We start from the raw sequence: 17,344 nt of genomic DNA, 5'->3' as shown, positions 1-17,344 counted from the left end.
GTTTTGGCGGACCTTTATCTGCGCGGCGCAATCAGGCGGTAACCGCTAGAATTGCGGCTTTAGCCCGGAATACGCCGATGTCTTTTGCCTCGCTTGGCCTGATCGATCCCTTGCTGCGTAATGTGCAGGATCTCAATTACCAGACACCTACGCCGGTGCAGGCCAAGGCGATTCCTGCTGTGCTCAGTGGCCGCGACGTCATGGCTGCGGCACAGACCGGCACTGGCAAAACGGCGGGCTTTGCGCTGCCGCTGTTGCAACGGCTAGTGCAACACGGCCCGGCGGTGTCCAGCAACCGCGTGCGTGTTCTGGTGCTGGTGCCCACGCGTGAGCTGGCCGAACAAGTGCTGCAAAGCTTTATCGAGTACGGCAAAGGCCTCGACTTACGATTTCTGGCCGCCTACGGCGGTGTGAGTATCAACCCGCAGATGATGAAGTTGCGCAAAGGCGTGGATGTGCTCGTTGCCACGCCGGGCCGTTTGCTGGATCTTAATCGCCAGAACGCAGTGCAGTTTGATCAAGTACAAACGCTGGTACTGGATGAAGCCGACCGCATGCTGGATCTGGGCTTTGCGCGCGAACTCAACGCGGTCTTTGCTGCCTTGCCCGCTCAGCGTCAGACCCTGCTGTTCTCTGCCACGTTTACCGATGATATCCGCGCCATGGCAGCGGGCATTCTGCGCGGCCCGGTCAATATCAGCGTCAGCCCGCCCAATGCCACGGCCAGCAAGATCAAGCAGTGGGTGGTACCGGTGGACAAAAAGAACAAGCCTGACCTCTTCATGCACCTTGTGGCTGAGAACAACTGGGAGCACGCGCTGGTGTTCGTCAAAACCCGCATTGGCGTGGATTACCTGGCGGCCATGCTGGACGAAGCGGGCTATGCGGTCGACACCATCCACGGCGACAAACCGCAACCCGCGCGCCTGCGTGCGCTGGAGCGCTTCAAGACGGGCGAAGTAAGCATGCTGGTAGCCACCGATGTGGCTGCGCGCGGGCTGGATATCGACGACCTGCCGCTGGTGATCAACGTTGATCTGCCGATCGTGGCGCAAGACTATGTGCACCGTATTGGCCGTACCGGCCGCGCGGGCGCCAGCGGCGTGGCGGTGTCCCTTGTATGTGCCGATGAAGCGCCGCAATTGGCCGCGATTGAAGCGCTGATACGGCAAACGCTGCCCCGTGAAGAAGAGCCGGGTTTTGAAGCCGAACACCGCGTGCCGCAAACTAGCGCGACGGGCCAGATCATCAAGAAGCCCAAAAAGCCTAAGAAGCCCAAAGTGCCGCAAGCTGCACCGGGCGCCATGCAGGTGCCCAGCAAAAAACCGCGCCCGCAAAGTGGCAGCGAAAGCAAACGCAAACCTGCGTCGCAACCCGCTGTGGCCGCGGGTGAAGGCACAAGCTTGTTCAGCGGTAGCCCATTCAGCGTGCAAAAGCCACGCAGCAAACCCGCCAGCAAGCCAGCTACGGGTTCACGTAAGCCGGCTGGCAAAACCGCTGGTGGCCGCGGCAAACGCCAACCTTGATCCGTGGGGACGAGTAACGCCAGCCTTGGAACAGGCTAGCGGTATGCGGCCAGCTGGCAGACAGTGGCGCGGCTTCGGCGTGCATCAGGTCGGCGGGTAACGGCGCGTGAACGCGGGATCTGCTACCGAATTTGTGGGCCAGTCCTGCCCAGCAAGAACGGGAGCGGCAAATGCAAAAGCCACCGAGCCGAGTACTAGCCCCGGCGAAGTAGTTGCGTCAACTCAACACGATGCGCTCAAGGGTCACCACTGCATCTACCACGCCGTTTTCCGCGCGCATCGTCTCGCCCAGTACCCGGGCACGGTTTCGCACCTGGGCATCGGCGGCGAAGTCGAGGGCGCTGGCGAATGCCTTGGCCTTAGGCCGTCGCCCATCCACGGCGGCCGGCGCGACGCCGGCCAAGCGCAAGCGCTCGGCCCAGAAGAACTGGTCGCCGGCGAACGGGGTCACGATGGAGGGCACGCCTGCGCGTGCAGCAGAGTGCGAGGTGCCGGAGCCGCCATGATGGATAACTGCGGCAGTGCGCGGGAACAGCCAGTCGTGCGGGGTGTCGTCGATCACGAGAAAATTGTCCGGAAGGATCTTCGGATCGATGCCGCTCCAGCCCGGATAGAACAGCGCGCGTCGGCCGGTCACCGCCTCAATCAGAGCATCGAGCAGGCGCGCGTTGTCGAAGCCGGTCATGCTCCCGAAGCCGATATAAATCGGCGCTTCTCCGGCGGCGAGAAAGTTCGCCAGCGCCAGCGGCGGCATCCATGCAGGGCTTGGCGCCAGCCACTGTCCACAAAGGCGTGCGTTGCTCGGCCAGTCGGCAGGCGTGGGCAACAGGTTGGGCGAAACACCGTAAACCATCGGGTGATCCGTCCATACCGTCTTGCGCGGTGGCAGTTTGAAGATCGCACGGGCCGCATTGGTCTTGTCGCGGAACGCTTTCCACAGCATGGCGTTCACGAAGCCGTGGCTGGCCCGATTGAGCGGGCGCGGCACCCACTTGGGCGGCAGAAACGGCGACGGGAACGCCGCGGTCGGAGTAATCGGGATCATGCCAGCGCCGATGCCCTTGGCGCCCAGATACTCGGCTGCCGAAAGGCCGGCAAACGCGGCTAACCCCGCTACCAGGATCGCATCGCAGCCTTCCCCTACCTCGATGATGGTGCGCATCCAGGATTCGGCATTCTCGTTGGCGATCTTCGCCAGCGCGCGTGCGGTGTCGTTGAAACCGCCGCCCTTGGCGACCAGGCCAGCTATGGCATGGTCCGGACTGAGCGTGCCGCGAATGTCGCCGGCTAACGCGGTAGCCGGCACGCCGAGCGCCTGGGCACTACCGAGCGTGGCGGCATCGGCGAGCAGTCGAGCCTCGTGTCCGGCATCCATCAAACCACGGCACAGCGCAGCGAACGGGCGCGCATCGCCCTCGGTGCCGTAGGTCGCGACGATGAACTTCATGAGTTCCTCTTCCTTGGTTTGGGGGAAGTCTTGGGAGACACGTGGGCCGGAACCGCCGCACCATGCAGGAACAATTCGACTGTGGCGGCGAATTCCTTGCGCAACTTCAGGCGCGGATCGGCAAGCCAGCGCAGCATGGAGCCGAGGTAGAGATGATGGAACGCGATGGCGAGCCGTCCCGGATCGAGATCGTCGCGAATCTCTCCCGACGTTTGCCCGCGCCGGATCAGCCAACCAAAGGTGTCGGCGATGTCGCTGAGCTGCTCGCTGTCTCGCGACGACGACAGCTCTGTGCCGATGCCTATGCCGAGAAAGCGGAAGCGCAGGTAAGGCGCGAGGTAGTCCGGGTGCGTCTCGCACCAGTCAGCCGAATGATCGAGCACGAACCGTGCGCCTTCCGCGAAGCCGGTTCTGGTTTCCAACTGGTCGTGCAGCATCGCCAGATTCGTCGCCAGCTCCAGGTGCAGCCAATGCGCCAGCACCGCTTCCTTCACCGGGAAATGGTTGTACAGCGTTCCCTTGGCCACGTCTGCCGTGGCGGCGATCTGCTCCATGGTTACCGCCTCGTAGCCGTGGGCTTCAAACAGCGCCGCGGCGGTGCGGGCAAGCTGTTCCATGGTCTGCAGCCGTTTGCGGTCTCGACGGCCTAGGGGCTGGGATGCGGACATGTGAATGCTAAATTTGAACGACGTCTAATATTATTCGTCGTTCAAATTTATTGCAAGTGCGGCATGGCGAGTGGCGCGAACGCGGAGTTCTCGTTATCGCAGCTCAGGCGGGAGCGTTTTGATTGGCTCAGAAAATACGGCATGAGTGGCCGGATCTACCGGCCGGTGTTTGATACTCGTACTTGCTGGATCGTTACCTAGAAAGTTGTTGTTCTTCCAATTCTTCGATGGCCTGATTGGCCGGGATACAAAGCCGCCTCCACAATTCGGACAGACATTGTTCAAGATGTCATCGACACACGAAGCACAGAATGTGCACTCGTAACTGCAAATGCGAGCTTCCAGTGAATCCGGCGGGAGCATCGTGTTGCAGTGTTCGCAGTTTGGCCTAAGTTCAAGCATGTTCGCCTTGCTCCGTTAATCGACCAAGATGGAAAATCTGCTGCCATCCTAGAGCGGAGAAAGAGCGCTCACAATCAATGAATCTGCCCTAAACAGAAAAAAACATGCCATCATCGTCCACGGGCGAGACTTCGGAATTTGCCGTCATGCAACGAAGACATTTGGCTGGCCACAATAAGATGGCGCGGATCTTTTTTGTGCTGCCGCCGCAAGTACATGTGCTCGACCTCGCTGGACCGCTGCAGATTTTGAGCTCACTTTCTGAGCTCCGCATCGCATCGATCAATCTGCTTTGCGTGGGTCCGCTAAAGGAGTTGACGAGCTTCCAGGGCGTAACGCTAAGTGCGGTTCAGCCGCTTCCGGCACATCTCGCGTCCGGGGATGTTGTTATCGTGGTTGGCTCCAAGCTCGCGTTCGATGAACCGCTCACCCCGGCGCAGAGTCAGATCGTCCAGTGGCTTCAAACGGTCGTGAAGCCGCGGCTGGGCGACATCGTGCTTGCCAGCGTGTGCACCGGCGCCTTTTTGCTCGGCGCGGCCGGCATACTCGACCAGCGCAGTTGCACCACCCACCATGATCACCTGGCACGGCTGCAGCAGCGCCATCCGCAAGCGCATGTGCTATCCAGTCGAATGCTGGTCGACGATGGGGCATTGATCACGTCCGCTGGAGTGTCCGCGGGCATCGATCTTGCGCTTCACCTTATCGCACGTTATTTTGGTGCTGCTACTGCTGTCCGAGTCGCGCGTGAAAACGTGGTGCAGTTTCGCAGGATGAATCGCGCCCCGGCGCTCGACGTGCAATTGCGCTACCGCGATCACAACCACCCGGTCGTCCATGCAATACAGGATTTTCTGACTGGACAACCCGCCTGCGCGCTGCCATACGACGAGCTCGCCAGCCGCTTCGCTCTGAGCTACCGGCATTTGGCACGGCTGTTCCGGCAGGAGTGTGGCGTCACGCTCAAGAAGTACCAGCAGCAGCTGCGGTTGGCCTTGGCCCGCAGGTTGCTGGAAGACGGCAATGCTCCGATCGAGAGAATCGCAGAGCACTGTGGCTTTGCCAGCGTGCAAGCCTTCCGCACGGCATGGCGACAGGAAGAAGTGTTACCCCCCTCGGTTTGGCGGGCCCAAGCTTGAGGGGGCGTGGAGGAAAGTCGCCGAGCGTCTTCTCCCTGCACGGGTTCAATAGATGTTTCTTGCATCCTACGACTATGGCAGCCCTCGCCGCCCGCCACACCCGGCCACTTCATTCACACACCGCGCCAGCACACCAACCGCAGCCGCAATCTCCTCCGCAACCGTATTTCCGTAACCAATCACAAGACCATTATCTTCATCACACGGCTGCAGTGCGAACCCCGAAAGCGCTCGCGCATTGATCCGTTGCTGCTGCGCCAGATCCACAACCGCGCCATCCGAGATGCTCGCCGGCAGTCTGAGCGTCAAATGCATGCCGCAATTGCCACCGAGAATCTGCGCCGGCTCGAAGTGCACCGCCAACGCCTCGCGCAGGGCCTGCTGCCGCTCCCGATAGAGGCGCCGCATGCGCCCGAGGTGACGGCCGAACTCACCTGCTTCGATAAAGTTCGTCAAAGCCACCTGTTCGAGCCGATGACCACCACGCAACAACTCCTGCAACGCGATACGTGTCTGCGCGACCATGCTGCGCGGCAGCACCACAAAGCCGATGCGCAGCGCCGGAAACATCGTCTTGCTGAACGAGCCGACATACAGAACCGGCGCGTCGGGCACGAGCCCTTGCATGCTGGCGATCGGCTCACCGGTGTGGCGGAACTCGCCGTCGTAGTCATCCTCGATCAACCAGGCGCCGACGCGTCTTGCCTGGGCAATCAGTTCGAGCCGCCGCGCCACGGAGAGCACGGCGCCGGTCGGATACTGATGCGCGGGCGACGTGTAAATCAGCTTAGGCGGACTGTTCCGCCAGGCCTCCGGCGGCACGACCATGCCTTCCTGATCGACCCGCATCGGCACCGTTTTCAGATCGCCGAGATTGAAGGCAGCCTTGGCGCCCCGATAACCTGGGTCCTCGACCCACGCAACATCGCCGGGATTGGTGAGCAGGCTCACACACAGCTTGAGCGCTTCCTGGGCGCCCTCGGTGATGACCACTTGCGAGCCATCGCAACGCACGCCGCGCGCCATCCGCAGATGCGCCGCAATCGCCTCGCGCAAGGCCGGCTCCCCAGCCGGCACGCCGTAGCCCAGCAGATCGGGCAAGGCGCGCTCCATGGCCCGTTCGAGCGAGCGGCGCCAGGCCGCGAGCGGAAAGCGATCTAGCGCCGGGGTGCCAGGCGTCAACAGCGCAGTGCTGCCCGAGTGCGAGGGAATGTCGGCGAACGGAGCGAGCCGCGCCGCGTAAGCGACCTCGGTGGCGGCCGCATCCTGATGAGCGGCGGCATGGGAAGTGGAACTGGACAGCGAGCTCACACGCGTACCCCTCCGGTCGGCCAGTACGTAGCCCTCCGCAAGCAACTGGTCGTACGCGATCACCACCGTGTTGCGCGAGACCCCGAGTTCCGCCGCGAGCAGCCGCGACGACGGCAGACTCGCGCCCGCCGGCAAGCGCCCGGCCAGAATCGCCTGCTGCAGACGCTCGATCAACTGCTTCTGCAACGGCACGGTCTTGCCGCCCGGTGTCACCGAGCCATGCTCCAACGGTCCTATGATTTCGATCATCGTGGCTGGACCTATCAAATTCTGGTTTTGTGGATCTTTTTAACATACCACGTTTGGCGTATCTTCTTTTCTGAAGACCATGCATGCAGCATCGAATCAATGGCGCGGCGTGGGGTGAGGCGGCCTCGCACGCGACGTCGCGCAACGCGAAGCAAAGGAGAAGGACGTGGCACAACGACTCAACGAATACATGCAGCCGATCGGCAACCCGGTGCCCGACTGGAAGGGCGCGCAATTGCCCGGACGCGAGCCGCTCGTCGGCCGCTATTGCCGGATCGAACGGGTGGACGTGGAGCGGCATGTCGAAGACCTCTACGAGGCCTATAGCGAAGCGAAGGATGGCAGCGACTGGACCTACCTGGCCGTCGGGCCGTTCCAGAGTCTCGAAGCGTATCGCGAGCATCTGACCAAGGCAGCCGCACTTACCGATCCCATGCACCATGCGGTGATCGATCTGGCGACAGGCAAGGCGATCGGCACGCTGGCGCTGATGCGCATCGATGCCCCCAATGGCGTCATCGAAGTCGGTCACGTCACCTATTCGCCGCGGCTGAAGCGAACCCGCATCGCGAGCGACGCGATGGCGCTGCTGATGAAGTATGTGTTCGAGGACCTCGGCTACCGGCGCTTCGAATGGAAATGCGATTCGCTGAACGCGCCGTCGCGGGCGGCCGCGCTGCGCTATGGCTTCAAGTTCGAAGGGATCTTCCGCCAGGCTATCGTGACGCGCGGACGCAATCGCGATACCGCATGGTTCTCGGTCATCGACAGTGAATATCCGGCGGTGCGCGATGGCTTTGCGCAATGGCTCGACGAACGCAATTTCGACGCGGAAGGCAATCAGCGCGAACGCCTGGCGGATCTGATCGCGCAGCGGCAAGCGCTGGCGGTCGAAGCGGGCACTTGAGTATGTGGTCGCTTTAGTAGAGTAGGCACAGGGGCGCGCACTTGCGCGCCCCTGTGCCTTTAAACCGGGCCTGCCATCCGGCGAAAATGGATGGTCGGCTTGCCTTTGTAAGACCCGTGCGCCCACTCCACGTAGCCGCACTTTTGCGCCACCCGCAGCGAGGGAGAATTTTCCGGCGCGATGATGCAGGCTGTGTCGGCGGAGGGCCATTTTGCATCGGCCCAGCGCAATGCCGCGCGCACCGCTTCGGTGGCGTAACCCCGTCCGTGTGCGGCGGGCGTCAGCGCCCAGCCCACTTCAGGCATGCCATCGAGTGGCGGTTCGATCTGACGCCGGAAATTGGCAAAGCCCACTTCGCCGACAAAATTGCCGCTCGCCTTGTCGCTTACTACCCAATAGCCAAAGCCCAGCAGCGTCCAATGGCCGACGTAGCGCAGCAGACGCGCCCACACCTCCTCCCGCGTAGACGGCTGGCCGCCGATGAAGCGAGCCACCTCGGGATCGGACCACATCGTGAAGCTGTCGTCGTAGTCGGTGAGGACGTGCGGGCGCATGATCAGGCGGTCAGTTTCGAGGACGGTGTCGAGCTGGGCCATGGTGGGAGGGAGAGGATTGTTGGAGTGTTTGCGATGATCGCAGATTTTTTGCATCTTGGGGCACATAGGTAACCTTAGGTTAATGGACCTCGCTTCCAGCATGCGCTTCGCACAATGCACATATGCCTCGATTGAATCATGCTGCACCCAGTTGGAAGAAGGTTATAAGACGTGCTGAACCACATGGCCTAACGTGACAAATGAACCACCAAAGGTCTATTTCGGTTTAGCCAAAGATGCTATCGTTACCCACTTGATTCGGTCTTCTCCCGTGTCATATATAAAGGACTATTGATTAAATTGAGATCACTGGGCGCCGATCGTACGGCCGCTGTTTCACGGTCTGGCGGGAGGTGCCAGGAGGGCCTGTAAGAGATGCAAGTCGCACAAGACCATTTCCTCATTCTCGATCGGTACGCGGACGTCGCGCCATTTATCGAGACAGTTGTCCACGCGGCAGACGGAGAAAAGAACGCCCTGGGCTTCTTCCCCGCAAGCGTCTTCAACGATTTTGCCCGGAAAGAACAGCTATTCGTAGCCGTTCTCCAGCAAGGCACAACCCGGGTCTTTGCCGGACATCTCCTGTTTGATGCCCGCCATCCGAAGGCGCATGTACTACAAATTTTCGTTTCACCGGCATTCCGAAACCGCGGCGTGGCTGAACGCGTGCTCAACTATCTAAAGCGACATCTAACAGGGCACGCATTCATCTCGGTGTATGCACGAGTCGCGGAAGACCTCATCGAAGCCAACGAATTCTGGCAGAGCCAGGACTTCTATGTGCAACGCATGGAAGCAGGCGGAAAGACACGCAAGAGAACAATCTTGGTCAGGAGTCACGAACTTGACACTCCACAGCTTTTTGCTTCAAGCGGGATAGGAGCCAACGACCCGTTGGGGCTCAACTTCACCCCTGGCGCGGATGTTCCGCTCTTCCTGCTCGATCTAAATGTGCTGTTTGACCTTGGGCCGCGCAGACGTAGAAATGAAGATACTTTGGACCTTTTTCGAGCTGAACGAATGGGTTCCTGTCAGCTAGCGCTGAGCACGGAAATCAATGCTGAATTGATGCGGACCGCTACCGAAGGGCGAACTGATCCGATGCTAGCGTACGCACGCATTTTCCCAACCTTTCCATGCCCCGACGACGAGGATTGGAACACCTTGGCTGCTCAGCTTGGTCTAATAGTCTTTCCCGCAAAGCATCAAGCCGGAACTTTGAGTGCCAATGACGTTTCCGATCTTCGTCATTTGGCAACCGCTATTCATCATCGACTCACTGGGTTCATCACAAACGACTCATCGATCTTGAACGCGGCGGCGCGATTGAAGCAAGACTATGGCATCCAGATTATTTCGCCCACGGCCTTCAAAGATCTGAACGCCTGGACCGCTCGCGAGGAGGTCTTCGAAACGACGTCGAATGACACGTTAGCGCTGACGCGAATAACGGCCGACGATGATGTGGCGGTTCGCCAACTCTTATCCGGCCTGGGACTTCGCGGTTCGACCATATTTTCTACCTGGGCCGCGGTCGACTCAAACGAGCGTGTTTGTGTCAGGCAAGGGATCTGGCGGGATGGAAACCTCCTGGGGTATTTGATGTGGCCAAAGCCCGCACCGGGAAGCGGCATTCACGCACGTATCGGCGTTGACGAAACGCAACCCAACGCGCTGAACGTCACTCGCGTGTTGCTACGGCACCTGATCGAACAAGCGTCGACTTCGAGAGCGACGCAGATCAGACTCGAATTTCCTCCCCATCAGGCGCGGGTACGCGAAGTTGCGTCGACACTCGGCTTCGGAGGGGCTGCTGCGGAGACCTCGCTCACCAAGTTAATGCTTGGGCGAGTAGTCACGGAAGTGAACTGGAGCGAGTGCAACGATCAGCTAGTTGAGGCGGCTCGCCTGCGCTTGCCCGACTCTCCTCCGACCTTCCGAAACGTCGATCAGTACCTTCGCCTGGTAAGGCCCGACGGCAACCCGACTCACATGCCGTTGATGGCGCTTGAGTCACTCCTGGCCCCCGCCATCATGGCCTTGCCGGGGAGGCCAGCGGTGATCTCTCCCGTGCGTCGGGATTTCGCCGAGCACCTGCTCGGTCATTTACCACAGAAAAACCTGCTTCCTCATCCACGCGCTGCGCTATACAGCGAGAAGCACTATCTCAGTGGAGAAAAGACGCTCAAGCACTTTAAACGGGGCCATCTGGTCCTGTTCTACGAATCAGCGGGAAACGGAGGACTAGGCGCCATCGTCGCACTTGCACGTGTGCAGCATGCGTATCTAAAATCTCAGGAAGCCATGGAGCGATCCGATTTAGACCCATCCGTTCTAGATGCCGCCGGACTCGCAGCGATCGGCCACTCGAAGATCAAAACGGTGACAGCCTTCGACAATCTAATCTGCTTCAAACGCCCGGTGACCCGTGCCACACTGGAGTCTCTTGGCTGCGGTAGCCCTGCCCACCTGCTTACCACCCGCGAAATCGATGACTCACAGTTGCAAGCAATCCTCGCTGAGGGGTTCCCCCATGGATGAGACAGAACATGTCCTGATTTCGCTAGAGGAACGTCACGCGGAGAATATTTTCGCGGGGAAGAAACACGTCGAACTCCGGCGACGCGCCATGAACGTCAAGGCCGGCACTGTCGTATGGATCTATGTGAAATTGCCCGTCGGACGCGTGGTCGGCTATGCAAGGGTGAGCGCCGCGCACTCGCTCGCCCCTTCGACTTTATGGAAGCGCTTTGCCGACGTCTGCTGCATCACGCGCAGCGAATTCTTCGCATACTTCGAAGGGCTCTCCAAAGGCTTTGCCTTGAGTCTCCAGGATCCCGAGCGCCTCCCGGGTGCCGTTTCGTTAGTCGAATTGCGGGAGGCCTCGGCAGGTTTCCACCCCCCTCAGTTCTTCGTCCGTCTCGCGCCGGATAGTCCACTACTCCATGCGATTGAAGAGCGGCGTGGCGTGCATGCTCCTCCATTCTCCTAACTTTGGTCCGATGGACCGGCGCACTCTCCGCGCCATCGCTGCGCTAAGTGCCCACACGGAGCATCCACATGAAGCTTCGTTCCAGATACCTGTCCGCCGTTTTCATCAACCTCGTGCTGCCATGGCTTGCCTACCGCCTTGCCCACCCGCATTGGGGGCAGCCAGGCGCCCTGCTGGCGTCGGCCCTGCCGCTGATTGTCTGGATGACGTGGGATATGGCGCGCCACCGGCATTTCGACGCCTTGAGCTGCGTCGTTCTGCTTGGCATCGTGCTCTCAATTGCGGCGGCGACGTTGAGCGGCGCCCCGTCCAGGCTGACGCTCGATGAGCCGCTGGTCTCGGGCATGATCGGCGTGGCCTTTCTCGTGTCACTAGCGTTGCCGCGTCCAATGGTTTTTTATATGGCGCGCTCGACCATCGCCCGCGAAAGCGTGGAAAGCGCGCGCAAGTTCGAGCAGGACTGGCGCGAGCGTCCCATGCTTGCCACAAGAATTCGCATCATGACATTGGTGTGGGGCGTCGGCCTCACGGCGGAGAACGTCTTACGCACGTTGCTCGTCTGGGGCGCCGAGAGCGACCCTCGTGCGGTACTTGCGTCGAATGGAGTGCGCTACGGCTTCTACGCCGGTCTCACGCTTTGGACGATCTGGTACCGAAGACGCATCAAGCAGGATGCCGAACCTTCGATCAAGTAGCTGCGCAACGCCACCGCACGTTAATGCCTCGCCCGGTTGTGCCTTGCGCCGCATAAAGGCCCATCCCCCTAAGCCAGCTCCAGAAGCCGCGCAAGACACGGGTTACGATTCGCCGGCGACCACACCAGCACCTGCTCGATCATCGGCGCATCCGCCAGCGGCCGGAATACCACCCCGGCAAGCTGCGCCTTGCGCATCGAGGCCGGCACGAGTGCAACGCCCACTCCCTCGTCGACCAGGCTCAGGACGGTCTGTTGCAATTGCACTTCGAAGCGGATATCCGGCGCGAAGCCACCCGAGCGGCAGTGCTCGATAATGGTGGCGCGCAAAGTCGGCGCGACTTCCTCAGAAGCGAGCACGAACGGCTCCCCAGCCAATTGCGCAATTTTCAACCGCCGCGCCCGGGCGCGCGGGTGGCTACGTGACAACGCCACACACAGCGGCTCGCGAACAATCGTGCGCACCTCCAGAGCCTTATTCGGCGCACTCGGAAACATGATCGCGGCATCGATCTGGCCGCCCAGTACCTGCGCGGCCAGATCGTTCGACACGACTTCGCGCAGATTCAGCGTCGCCTCCGGATACGCCGCCCCAAAGGCTCGCGCATAGCCAGGCACTACGCTATACGCTGCACACATCGTAAAGCCGATCGAGAGCGTGCCGGCGTCGCCGTACGCAGCGGCTTGCGCATTGCGGGCGGCCTGTTCGATGGCGCCGAGTATCGCCTTGGCGTCTGCGTAGAAGCGCTCGCCCGCCGCCGTCAACGTGACGCTACGCGGACTGCGCTCAATCAGCGTGACGCCAAGGCTCGCTTCCAGCGCCGCCAGCTGGCGGCTCAAGGGCGGCTGAGAGAGATGGAGACGCGCTGCGGCCCGGCCGAAGTGGCGGGTCTCGGCGAGCGTCACGAAGTAACGAAGCGGTTTGAAATCGATCATGATGCAAAAAAGGTATCGTCGAGCACCAGAAACGGTATTTGATTGTATCGACGCGAGCCACTACTCTGGCGCATCGTCTTTTCCTTGTCCACCGGCCAGCCGCACCGATGTTATCGACCCTCGAGATTCTGCTTCCCGTATTTGGCTTGATCTTTGCGGGTTTCGTGTGCCGCAAACGCGGCCTGCTGGGCCCTACTGCCGCTTCGGAACTGAACCGTTTCGTGGTCTGGCTGGCCTTGCCGGCGCTGCTGTTCGACACGATGGCCCACGCCACGTGGCATCAGCTCTATCAACCTGCGTTTGTCGCCACTTTCGCGCTCGCCTGTGCCGGGGTCTTCGTGCTCATTCTCGGCGCAAGTCTGCTGAGCGGACGCCCGTTGGCCGACGCCAGCGTCGACGCGATCGCCGGCGCGTATCCGAACACCGGCTACATCGGCTTTCCGCTGTGCTTGATCGCCTTTGGACCCGTGAGCCTGACGCCGACGACGATTGCAACGATTCTCGTCGCGTGCGTGCTGTTTGCAATCGCCATCGTCCTGATCGAAGTGGGCCTGCAGAGCGAGCGTGCGCCGCATCGAATAGCACTCAAGGTCGTGGCGGCGCTGGCGCGCAATCCGCTGATCGTGTCGCCGATCGTCGGCGTGCTGGTCGCCAGCGTTCATATCACCTTGCCGCCAAGCGCGGAAACGTTTCTAAAGCTCCTGAGCGGTGCGGCAAGCCCCTGCGCACTCGTTAGCCTGGGGCTATTCCTCGCCGAAACGCGGCCGGCCTCGGCGGCAAAGCCTGGCGCTGCGCTGTTGCTTACCGGCGCCAAGTTGTTGTTGCAACCCGCCTTGACCTGGTGGCTGGCGGCGCGCGTGTTCGGGCTGTCGCCCCTGCTGGTGGAAATGGCTGTTGTGCTGGCGGCCTTGCCTACCGGCACCGGACCGTTCATGCTCGCGGAGTTCTATCAGCGCGAAGCGCACCTTACATCGCGGACGATTCTGCTGTCCACATTAGGGTCACTGGTGACGCTCTCGCTGCTGTTGATGTTGATGGGGCACCGCGGTTAAAAGACGGGCGCGAACTCACTCCCCAGATCGCCCGTCGAAAAAGTTCTGCGCCTTGTGTACATCCCGGTAAGCCAGCATCTCAATCAACCGCCGTTCCTTCTCTTCGTCGAATCCACAGGTATAACGCCACTCGCGCGGGTTTTCGCAGGTCCCGAACATTGACGAGCAACACGCGTATTGGCCAACCGCGAACACTCGGCAACGACCATCCTGGAAGCACGCGCTCAACGACAAAAAAAACGCAAACGCCATTAGGGCGAAGCCAATCATCACGACCTCCGTTCCCCTGGAACTACCCAACCGTCGCGTCCGTCGCGACACCGTCGAACACGCAGCGCAAATGCGGGCTTCGCAACAGGCTTGCAGGCGTAACGGTTTGACGCTTCCAAGGGATATGGCCGAAATACCAGAACCTCCAGAATCGGAGTTCTGCCTGCGGCCGGCGTGAATACAACGCTGCGAAAGTCTCGATGTCGCCGATCCGAACGCCGGTCGCTTCTTCGATCACTTCCCGAACATATCGCGAACAGAATTGCCGGAGCGAATGTAGGTTGAATCCAGTGTCGTAGAACACTCCCATGCGCCGCCCTGCGGCTGCACGCACGTGTTGCTCTTCGCTCGATGTCAGCGGTTTGCTGAGGCGCGCGACCGCGACGCGTCCTCGCTTCGATCGAGCAATGAATCGGCTAAGACTCGTCAGACGCGAGCAGGGAAAGGTGCTCTCAGCAATCAGCGGTTGATCGCCAGCCGTATCGACGACGATGCCAACATGGTTGATCCAGGAGCCGGTTGCAGCGGCAACCTCGCGAAATGGCTTCGCGGTAACGTGAATGCAAACGATATCCCCCACACATAGCCCTGCACCAAGGGAACCTACCGTTTCGATGCCTCCTTGCGCCTGGACACTGTCCCCGTCGACGCCTGGGGGGCTCATTTCGATGCGCGAACTCTTCATTCCAAGGGCGCATGACGCTGAGAGGTAGCTTGCAGCAAGACTCGTTGCTCGGATCGGCATGACCGGCCCCTGGTGGTTGGAATGGCCGGATTATGCCGATGGGTATCAATATTCGCTTATATAACGTCAAAGTCTCCTACAATGCACTTCCAAGTATCACTTTTCGATACCTTCATATGACCGAAATAGCCCAACTGATTGCGACCATCAAGCGAGAACTGAAAGCTCAAGGGTTGACCTACCAAGACGTAGCGCGCGGGCTATCGCTTTCGGAGGCAAGCGTGAAGCGTCTATTTTCGAGCGAACGGCTTACCGTGGAGCGCCTTGCGCAGATCAGCCAGTTGCTGGGATTTACGCTAGCCGAGCTATTGCAGGAATCCTCAGCTTTGGCTCCCCGGCTCTCCATGTTGACGGAGGATCAAGAGGCGCGACTCGTGTCGAATAGCAGGCTGTTACTGGTAGCAGTGTGTGCGTTTAACCGCTGGACGCTCGCCGATATCGTGGCGGCCTACCGGATAAGCAAGGCGGAGTGCCTGAAGCAACTGTTGGTGCTTGATCGCATGGGTGTCATTGCACTGCTGCCTGGAGATCGGATTCGACTCTGCATTGCGCGAGACTTCGACTGGCTGCCGAACGGGCCGATTCGGCACTTCTTCCGGCGCGAGGGCTTAAGTGACTTTCTGGCCGGTCCGTTCAACCAGGCGCATGAAACCCTGGAGTTCGTCCACGGCATGCTGACCGACTCGGCGCTCGCCCAGCTTCAGCTTGAACTCCGACGACTACGTAGCAAGTTTGCCGCATTGCACGAGGAATCGGCTTCGGCACCGTTGAACCAAAGACGTGGAACCGGGCTGTTACTGGCGAGTCAGGAATGGGAGCCTGCCGCGTTCCGGCAATTACGACGACCGCCTGTCGCCTGAGGCCACTGCGACTCCACACAGCGCATCAAACCTTCTCGCCATCCCCACCGCCCACCGTCGGTGCAAGCGCACTCACCAGCCGGCGGTGCGCCTTGCCCGAAGACTCGGCGATCTGCCACGCAAACAACCCCGGCACGAAAATCAGCAGATCGCGAATCCGCCGCGCGCCAGCCAGCGCGAGACACGTTGCAGGGTCGAGCCCCAGCGCGCCGCCAATCAGCACGAAGCCGCCCTCCTGCACCCCCAGGCCGCCCGGCACAAAAAACGCCGCACTACTCACCGCCTGAATCAACGATTCGATCACCACGGCCTCGGTAAAGCTCACCTGCACGCCGAGGAAGTACAGCGCGAGCCAGATCTCCAGCGCGGTTAACACGCACTGCAGCGGCTGCCAGAAGAATAGATAGCGCAATACCACGCCACGCCGGCGCCAGATCAGCTTGATCGATTGATCGATCTGCGCCGACTGGCCGACGAGCGCCGCCAGCTTCCCACTGGTTGCATGGTTGAGCATGCGCGTAAGACGCTCGAACGGGCTGGCGTGCTGCACCAGCGCAAACAGCACGAGAAGCGGTGTGAGCGCCACAATGCCCCACGCCAGATCGGCGGCGAGGCGCAGCGTGCCGGAGGCGGCGTGAGCGAACAGGAAGCCGATGCCGACCAGCGTGAACATCAACTGGCTGATCAGCGTGAGCTGCATATCGACGACGAGGCTCGCCGCCGCCGTCGAGCCGCGCAAGCCGCGCCGCCGCATCAGGCGAAACGATACAACCTCCCCGCCTATGCGCGCCACCGGCAGCATGCTGTTGACCGACTCTCGGATCCACACCAGATGCAACATGCCGGCCAGACTCGGCCGGTTCGCACCGCGAATCAGGCTCTGCCAGTCGCGCGCGTTGGCCAGCATGGGCAGCACATGCGCGAGCCCTGCCAGCACCAGCCCCGCGCCCGCAGCACGCATCAGTCCGAGCACCGTGCCGGGGTTGTCGTGCATGACCAGCCAGAGCGACGCAATCAACCCGGCGAGCGCAGCCAGGCGGCCCAGATGCTTCATCATGACGCTACCGCCCGCTGCATTCATGACGCTACCGCCCGCTGCATGTTTGCCGTGCCGGCCGTCGTGGACATCGTGATAACTGTGGTCGTTGCAAACGCACTACGCAGTTGCACGCCGCGCTGACGCGGCGCCGCGCAGTCTCCAAAGAAAATCTGCATGAGGTATTACTCGTCCTGAACCGGCGACAACAGACCGTTGCCGTCCACCTTGAAGCTAAAGCCTCGCCAGATCACCCGCGTCGAGAAGAAGCTCGCGAGGAAGATCGAAAACGACACGATATCCCAGAACGGCAACAGCCACAGATCGCGATGCGCTTGCTGCAACGCGTGATCGGACAGCACTTTGAGCCCAAGACGCACCGCCAGCGCCGCCCCAGCAAGCTGCCAGGCCCATGCTGCGCCGCCAGAAAACACCACGGTCAACAACGCAAACGCAAGCGGATGAATCAACGCGGAACCGATATGGCCGATCGGGTCAATGGTGCGGATGGTCC

General features: G+C 60.9%; 17 protein-coding genes and 1 pseudogene. 8 read left to right on the top strand and 10 right to left on the bottom strand.

Features of this window, described 5'->3' with window-relative positions; translation table 11 throughout:
- Window positions 1-77: 77 nt before the first annotated feature.
- Window positions 78-1,526, top strand: a complete 1,449-nt coding sequence (locus BLQ92_RS36150; protein ID WP_090694948.1) for a DEAD/DEAH box helicase — start codon at window positions 78-80, stop codon at window positions 1,524-1,526.
- A 217-nt stretch (window positions 1,527-1,743) separates the two neighbouring features.
- Here the strand turns inward: BLQ92_RS36150 and BLQ92_RS36145 are convergent, their stop codons facing one another.
- From BLQ92_RS36145 to BLQ92_RS36135, 3 genes are all read right to left on the bottom strand, one after another.
- A complete protein-coding gene (locus BLQ92_RS36145; RefSeq protein WP_090694943.1) occupies window positions 1,744-2,973 on the bottom strand; it encodes a glycosyltransferase in 1,230 nt (409 codons plus the stop codon).
- Window positions 2,970-3,590 (bottom strand): TetR/AcrR family transcriptional regulator, encoded by a 621-nt coding sequence (locus BLQ92_RS36140; protein WP_244106321.1) that lies wholly within the window; start codon window positions 3,588-3,590, stop codon window positions 2,970-2,972. The genes BLQ92_RS36145 and BLQ92_RS36140 overlap by 4 nt, the downstream gene beginning before the upstream one ends.
- Window positions 3,591-3,734: 144 nt before the next feature.
- Entirely contained in the window at window positions 3,735-4,043 is a 309-nt protein-coding gene (locus tag BLQ92_RS36135) for a DUF1272 domain-containing protein (protein WP_090694936.1), read from the bottom strand.
- A gap of 104 nt (window positions 4,044-4,147) precedes the next feature.
- Between BLQ92_RS36135 and BLQ92_RS36130 the strand changes: the two genes are divergently transcribed.
- Window positions 4,148-5,182, top strand: a complete 1,035-nt coding sequence (locus tag BLQ92_RS36130) for a GlxA family transcriptional regulator (RefSeq protein WP_341806963.1) — start codon at window positions 4,148-4,150, stop codon at window positions 5,180-5,182.
- 72 nt (window positions 5,183-5,254) lie between these two features.
- Here BLQ92_RS36130 and pdxR read toward each other — a convergent pair whose 3' ends face one another.
- Window positions 5,255-6,742, bottom strand: coding sequence for a MocR-like pyridoxine biosynthesis transcription factor PdxR (gene pdxR / locus BLQ92_RS36125; RefSeq protein WP_090694932.1), 1,488 nt, complete (start codon window positions 6,740-6,742; stop codon window positions 5,255-5,257).
- 190 nt (window positions 6,743-6,932) lie between these two features.
- On the opposite strand from pdxR, the gene BLQ92_RS36120 reads away from it, so the two are divergent.
- Window positions 6,933-7,649 carry a GNAT family N-acetyltransferase gene (locus BLQ92_RS36120; protein WP_090695143.1) on the top strand — a complete coding sequence of 239 codons (717 nt, stop codon included), beginning with the start codon at window positions 6,933-6,935 and terminating at the stop codon, window positions 7,647-7,649.
- A gap of 59 nt (window positions 7,650-7,708) precedes the next feature.
- On the opposite strand, the gene BLQ92_RS36115 is transcribed toward BLQ92_RS36120, so the two are convergent.
- Window positions 7,709-8,245 (bottom strand): GNAT family N-acetyltransferase, encoded by a 537-nt coding sequence (locus BLQ92_RS36115; protein ID WP_090694929.1) that lies wholly within the window; start codon window positions 8,243-8,245, stop codon window positions 7,709-7,711.
- Window positions 8,246-8,620: 375 nt separating this feature from the next.
- On the opposite strand from BLQ92_RS36115, the gene BLQ92_RS36110 reads away from it, so the two are divergent.
- The 3 genes from BLQ92_RS36110 (at window position 8,621) to BLQ92_RS36100 (ending at window position 11,932) form a co-directional block, all read left to right on the top strand.
- Window positions 8,621-10,786: a GNAT family N-acetyltransferase gene (locus BLQ92_RS36110; RefSeq protein ID WP_090694925.1), complete on the top strand. Its 2,166-nt coding sequence runs from the start codon at window positions 8,621-8,623 to the stop codon at window positions 10,784-10,786.
- Window positions 10,779-11,237: an ASCH domain-containing protein gene (locus BLQ92_RS36105; RefSeq protein WP_090694921.1), complete on the top strand. Its 459-nt coding sequence runs from the start codon at window positions 10,779-10,781 to the stop codon at window positions 11,235-11,237. The genes BLQ92_RS36110 and BLQ92_RS36105 overlap by 8 nt, the downstream gene beginning before the upstream one ends.
- Before the next feature lie 68 nt (window positions 11,238-11,305).
- Complete coding sequence (locus BLQ92_RS36100) at window positions 11,306-11,932, top strand: VC0807 family protein (protein WP_090694917.1); 627 nt, start codon at window positions 11,306-11,308, stop codon at window positions 11,930-11,932.
- Between the two features lie 68 nt (window positions 11,933-12,000).
- Here BLQ92_RS36100 and BLQ92_RS36095 read toward each other — a convergent pair whose 3' ends face one another.
- The gene (locus BLQ92_RS36095) at window positions 12,001-12,867 is read right to left on the bottom strand and encodes a LysR family transcriptional regulator (RefSeq protein WP_090694912.1); all 867 of its coding nucleotides are present in this window, start codon (window positions 12,865-12,867) and stop codon (window positions 12,001-12,003) included.
- A gap of 107 nt (window positions 12,868-12,974) precedes the next feature.
- Between BLQ92_RS36095 and BLQ92_RS36090 the strand changes: the two genes are divergently transcribed.
- Window positions 12,975-13,919: an AEC family transporter gene (locus tag BLQ92_RS36090; protein ID WP_090694907.1), complete on the top strand. Its 945-nt coding sequence runs from the start codon at window positions 12,975-12,977 to the stop codon at window positions 13,917-13,919.
- Window positions 13,920-13,934: 15 nt separating this feature from the next.
- On the opposite strand, the gene BLQ92_RS36085 is transcribed toward BLQ92_RS36090, so the two are convergent.
- Window positions 13,935-14,189 (bottom strand): hypothetical protein, encoded by a 255-nt coding sequence (locus BLQ92_RS36085; RefSeq protein ID WP_090694902.1) that lies wholly within the window; start codon window positions 14,187-14,189, stop codon window positions 13,935-13,937.
- 22 nt (window positions 14,190-14,211) lie between these two features.
- Entirely contained in the window at window positions 14,212-14,874 is a 663-nt protein-coding gene (locus BLQ92_RS36080; protein WP_090694898.1) for a YebB family permuted papain-like enzyme, read from the bottom strand.
- Between the two features lie 176 nt (window positions 14,875-15,050).
- Between BLQ92_RS36080 and BLQ92_RS36075 the strand changes: the two genes are divergently transcribed.
- Window positions 15,051-15,794, top strand: a complete 744-nt coding sequence (locus tag BLQ92_RS36075) for a helix-turn-helix domain-containing protein (RefSeq protein WP_090695138.1) — start codon at window positions 15,051-15,053, stop codon at window positions 15,792-15,794.
- Window positions 15,795-15,819: 25 nt separating this feature from the next.
- On the opposite strand, the gene BLQ92_RS36070 is transcribed toward BLQ92_RS36075, so the two are convergent.
- A complete protein-coding gene (locus tag BLQ92_RS36070; RefSeq protein WP_090695134.1) occupies window positions 15,820-16,851 on the bottom strand; it encodes a lysylphosphatidylglycerol synthase domain-containing protein in 1,032 nt (343 codons plus the stop codon).
- A gap of 164 nt (window positions 16,852-17,015) precedes the next feature.
- Window positions 17,016-17,344, bottom strand: a pseudogene (locus BLQ92_RS36065) (bacteriohopanetetrol glucosamine biosynthesis glycosyltransferase HpnI); the annotation flags it as partial.

This window comes from Paraburkholderia phenazinium (assembly GCF_900100735.1).
GTDB classification, from domain to species: Bacteria; Pseudomonadota; Gammaproteobacteria; order Burkholderiales; family Burkholderiaceae; genus Paraburkholderia; species Paraburkholderia phenazinia.
This window is presented reverse-complemented; position numbering and strand designations above follow the sequence as displayed.

Coding starts and splice junctions, on each gene's coding strand:
- BLQ92_RS36150 (WP_090694948.1), top strand. CDS start 78: ATGTCTTTTGCCTCGCTTGGCCTGATCGATCCCTTGCTGCGTAATGTG.
- BLQ92_RS36145 (WP_090694943.1), bottom strand. CDS start 2,973: ATGAAGTTCATCGTCGCGACCTACGGCACCGAGGGCGATGCGCGCCCG.
- BLQ92_RS36140 (WP_244106321.1), bottom strand. CDS start 3,590: ATGGAACAGCTTGCCCGCACCGCCGCGGCGCTGTTTGAAGCCCACGGC.
- BLQ92_RS36135 (WP_090694936.1), bottom strand. CDS start 4,043: ATGCTTGAACTTAGGCCAAACTGCGAACACTGCAACACGATGCTCCCG.
- BLQ92_RS36130 (WP_341806963.1), top strand. CDS start 4,148: ATGCCATCATCGTCCACGGGCGAGACTTCGGAATTTGCCGTCATGCAA.
- pdxR (WP_090694932.1), bottom strand. CDS start 6,742: ATGATCGAAATCATAGGACCGTTGGAGCATGGCTCGGTGACACCGGGC.
- BLQ92_RS36120 (WP_090695143.1), top strand. CDS start 6,933: ATGCAGCCGATCGGCAACCCGGTGCCCGACTGGAAGGGCGCGCAATTG.
- BLQ92_RS36115 (WP_090694929.1), bottom strand. CDS start 8,245: ATGGCCCAGCTCGACACCGTCCTCGAAACTGACCGCCTGATCATGCGC.
- BLQ92_RS36110 (WP_090694925.1), top strand. CDS start 8,621: ATGCAAGTCGCACAAGACCATTTCCTCATTCTCGATCGGTACGCGGAC.
- BLQ92_RS36105 (WP_090694921.1), top strand. CDS start 10,779: ATGGATGAGACAGAACATGTCCTGATTTCGCTAGAGGAACGTCACGCG.
- BLQ92_RS36100 (WP_090694917.1), top strand. CDS start 11,306: ATGAAGCTTCGTTCCAGATACCTGTCCGCCGTTTTCATCAACCTCGTG.
- BLQ92_RS36095 (WP_090694912.1), bottom strand. CDS start 12,867: ATGATCGATTTCAAACCGCTTCGTTACTTCGTGACGCTCGCCGAGACC.
- BLQ92_RS36090 (WP_090694907.1), top strand. CDS start 12,975: ATGTTATCGACCCTCGAGATTCTGCTTCCCGTATTTGGCTTGATCTTT.
- BLQ92_RS36085 (WP_090694902.1), bottom strand. CDS start 14,189: ATGATTGGCTTCGCCCTAATGGCGTTTGCGTTTTTTTTGTCGTTGAGC.
- BLQ92_RS36080 (WP_090694898.1), bottom strand. CDS start 14,874: ATGAAGAGTTCGCGCATCGAAATGAGCCCCCCAGGCGTCGACGGGGAC.
- BLQ92_RS36075 (WP_090695138.1), top strand. CDS start 15,051: ATGACCGAAATAGCCCAACTGATTGCGACCATCAAGCGAGAACTGAAA.
- BLQ92_RS36070 (WP_090695134.1), bottom strand. CDS start 16,851: ATGATGAAGCATCTGGGCCGCCTGGCTGCGCTCGCCGGGTTGATTGCG.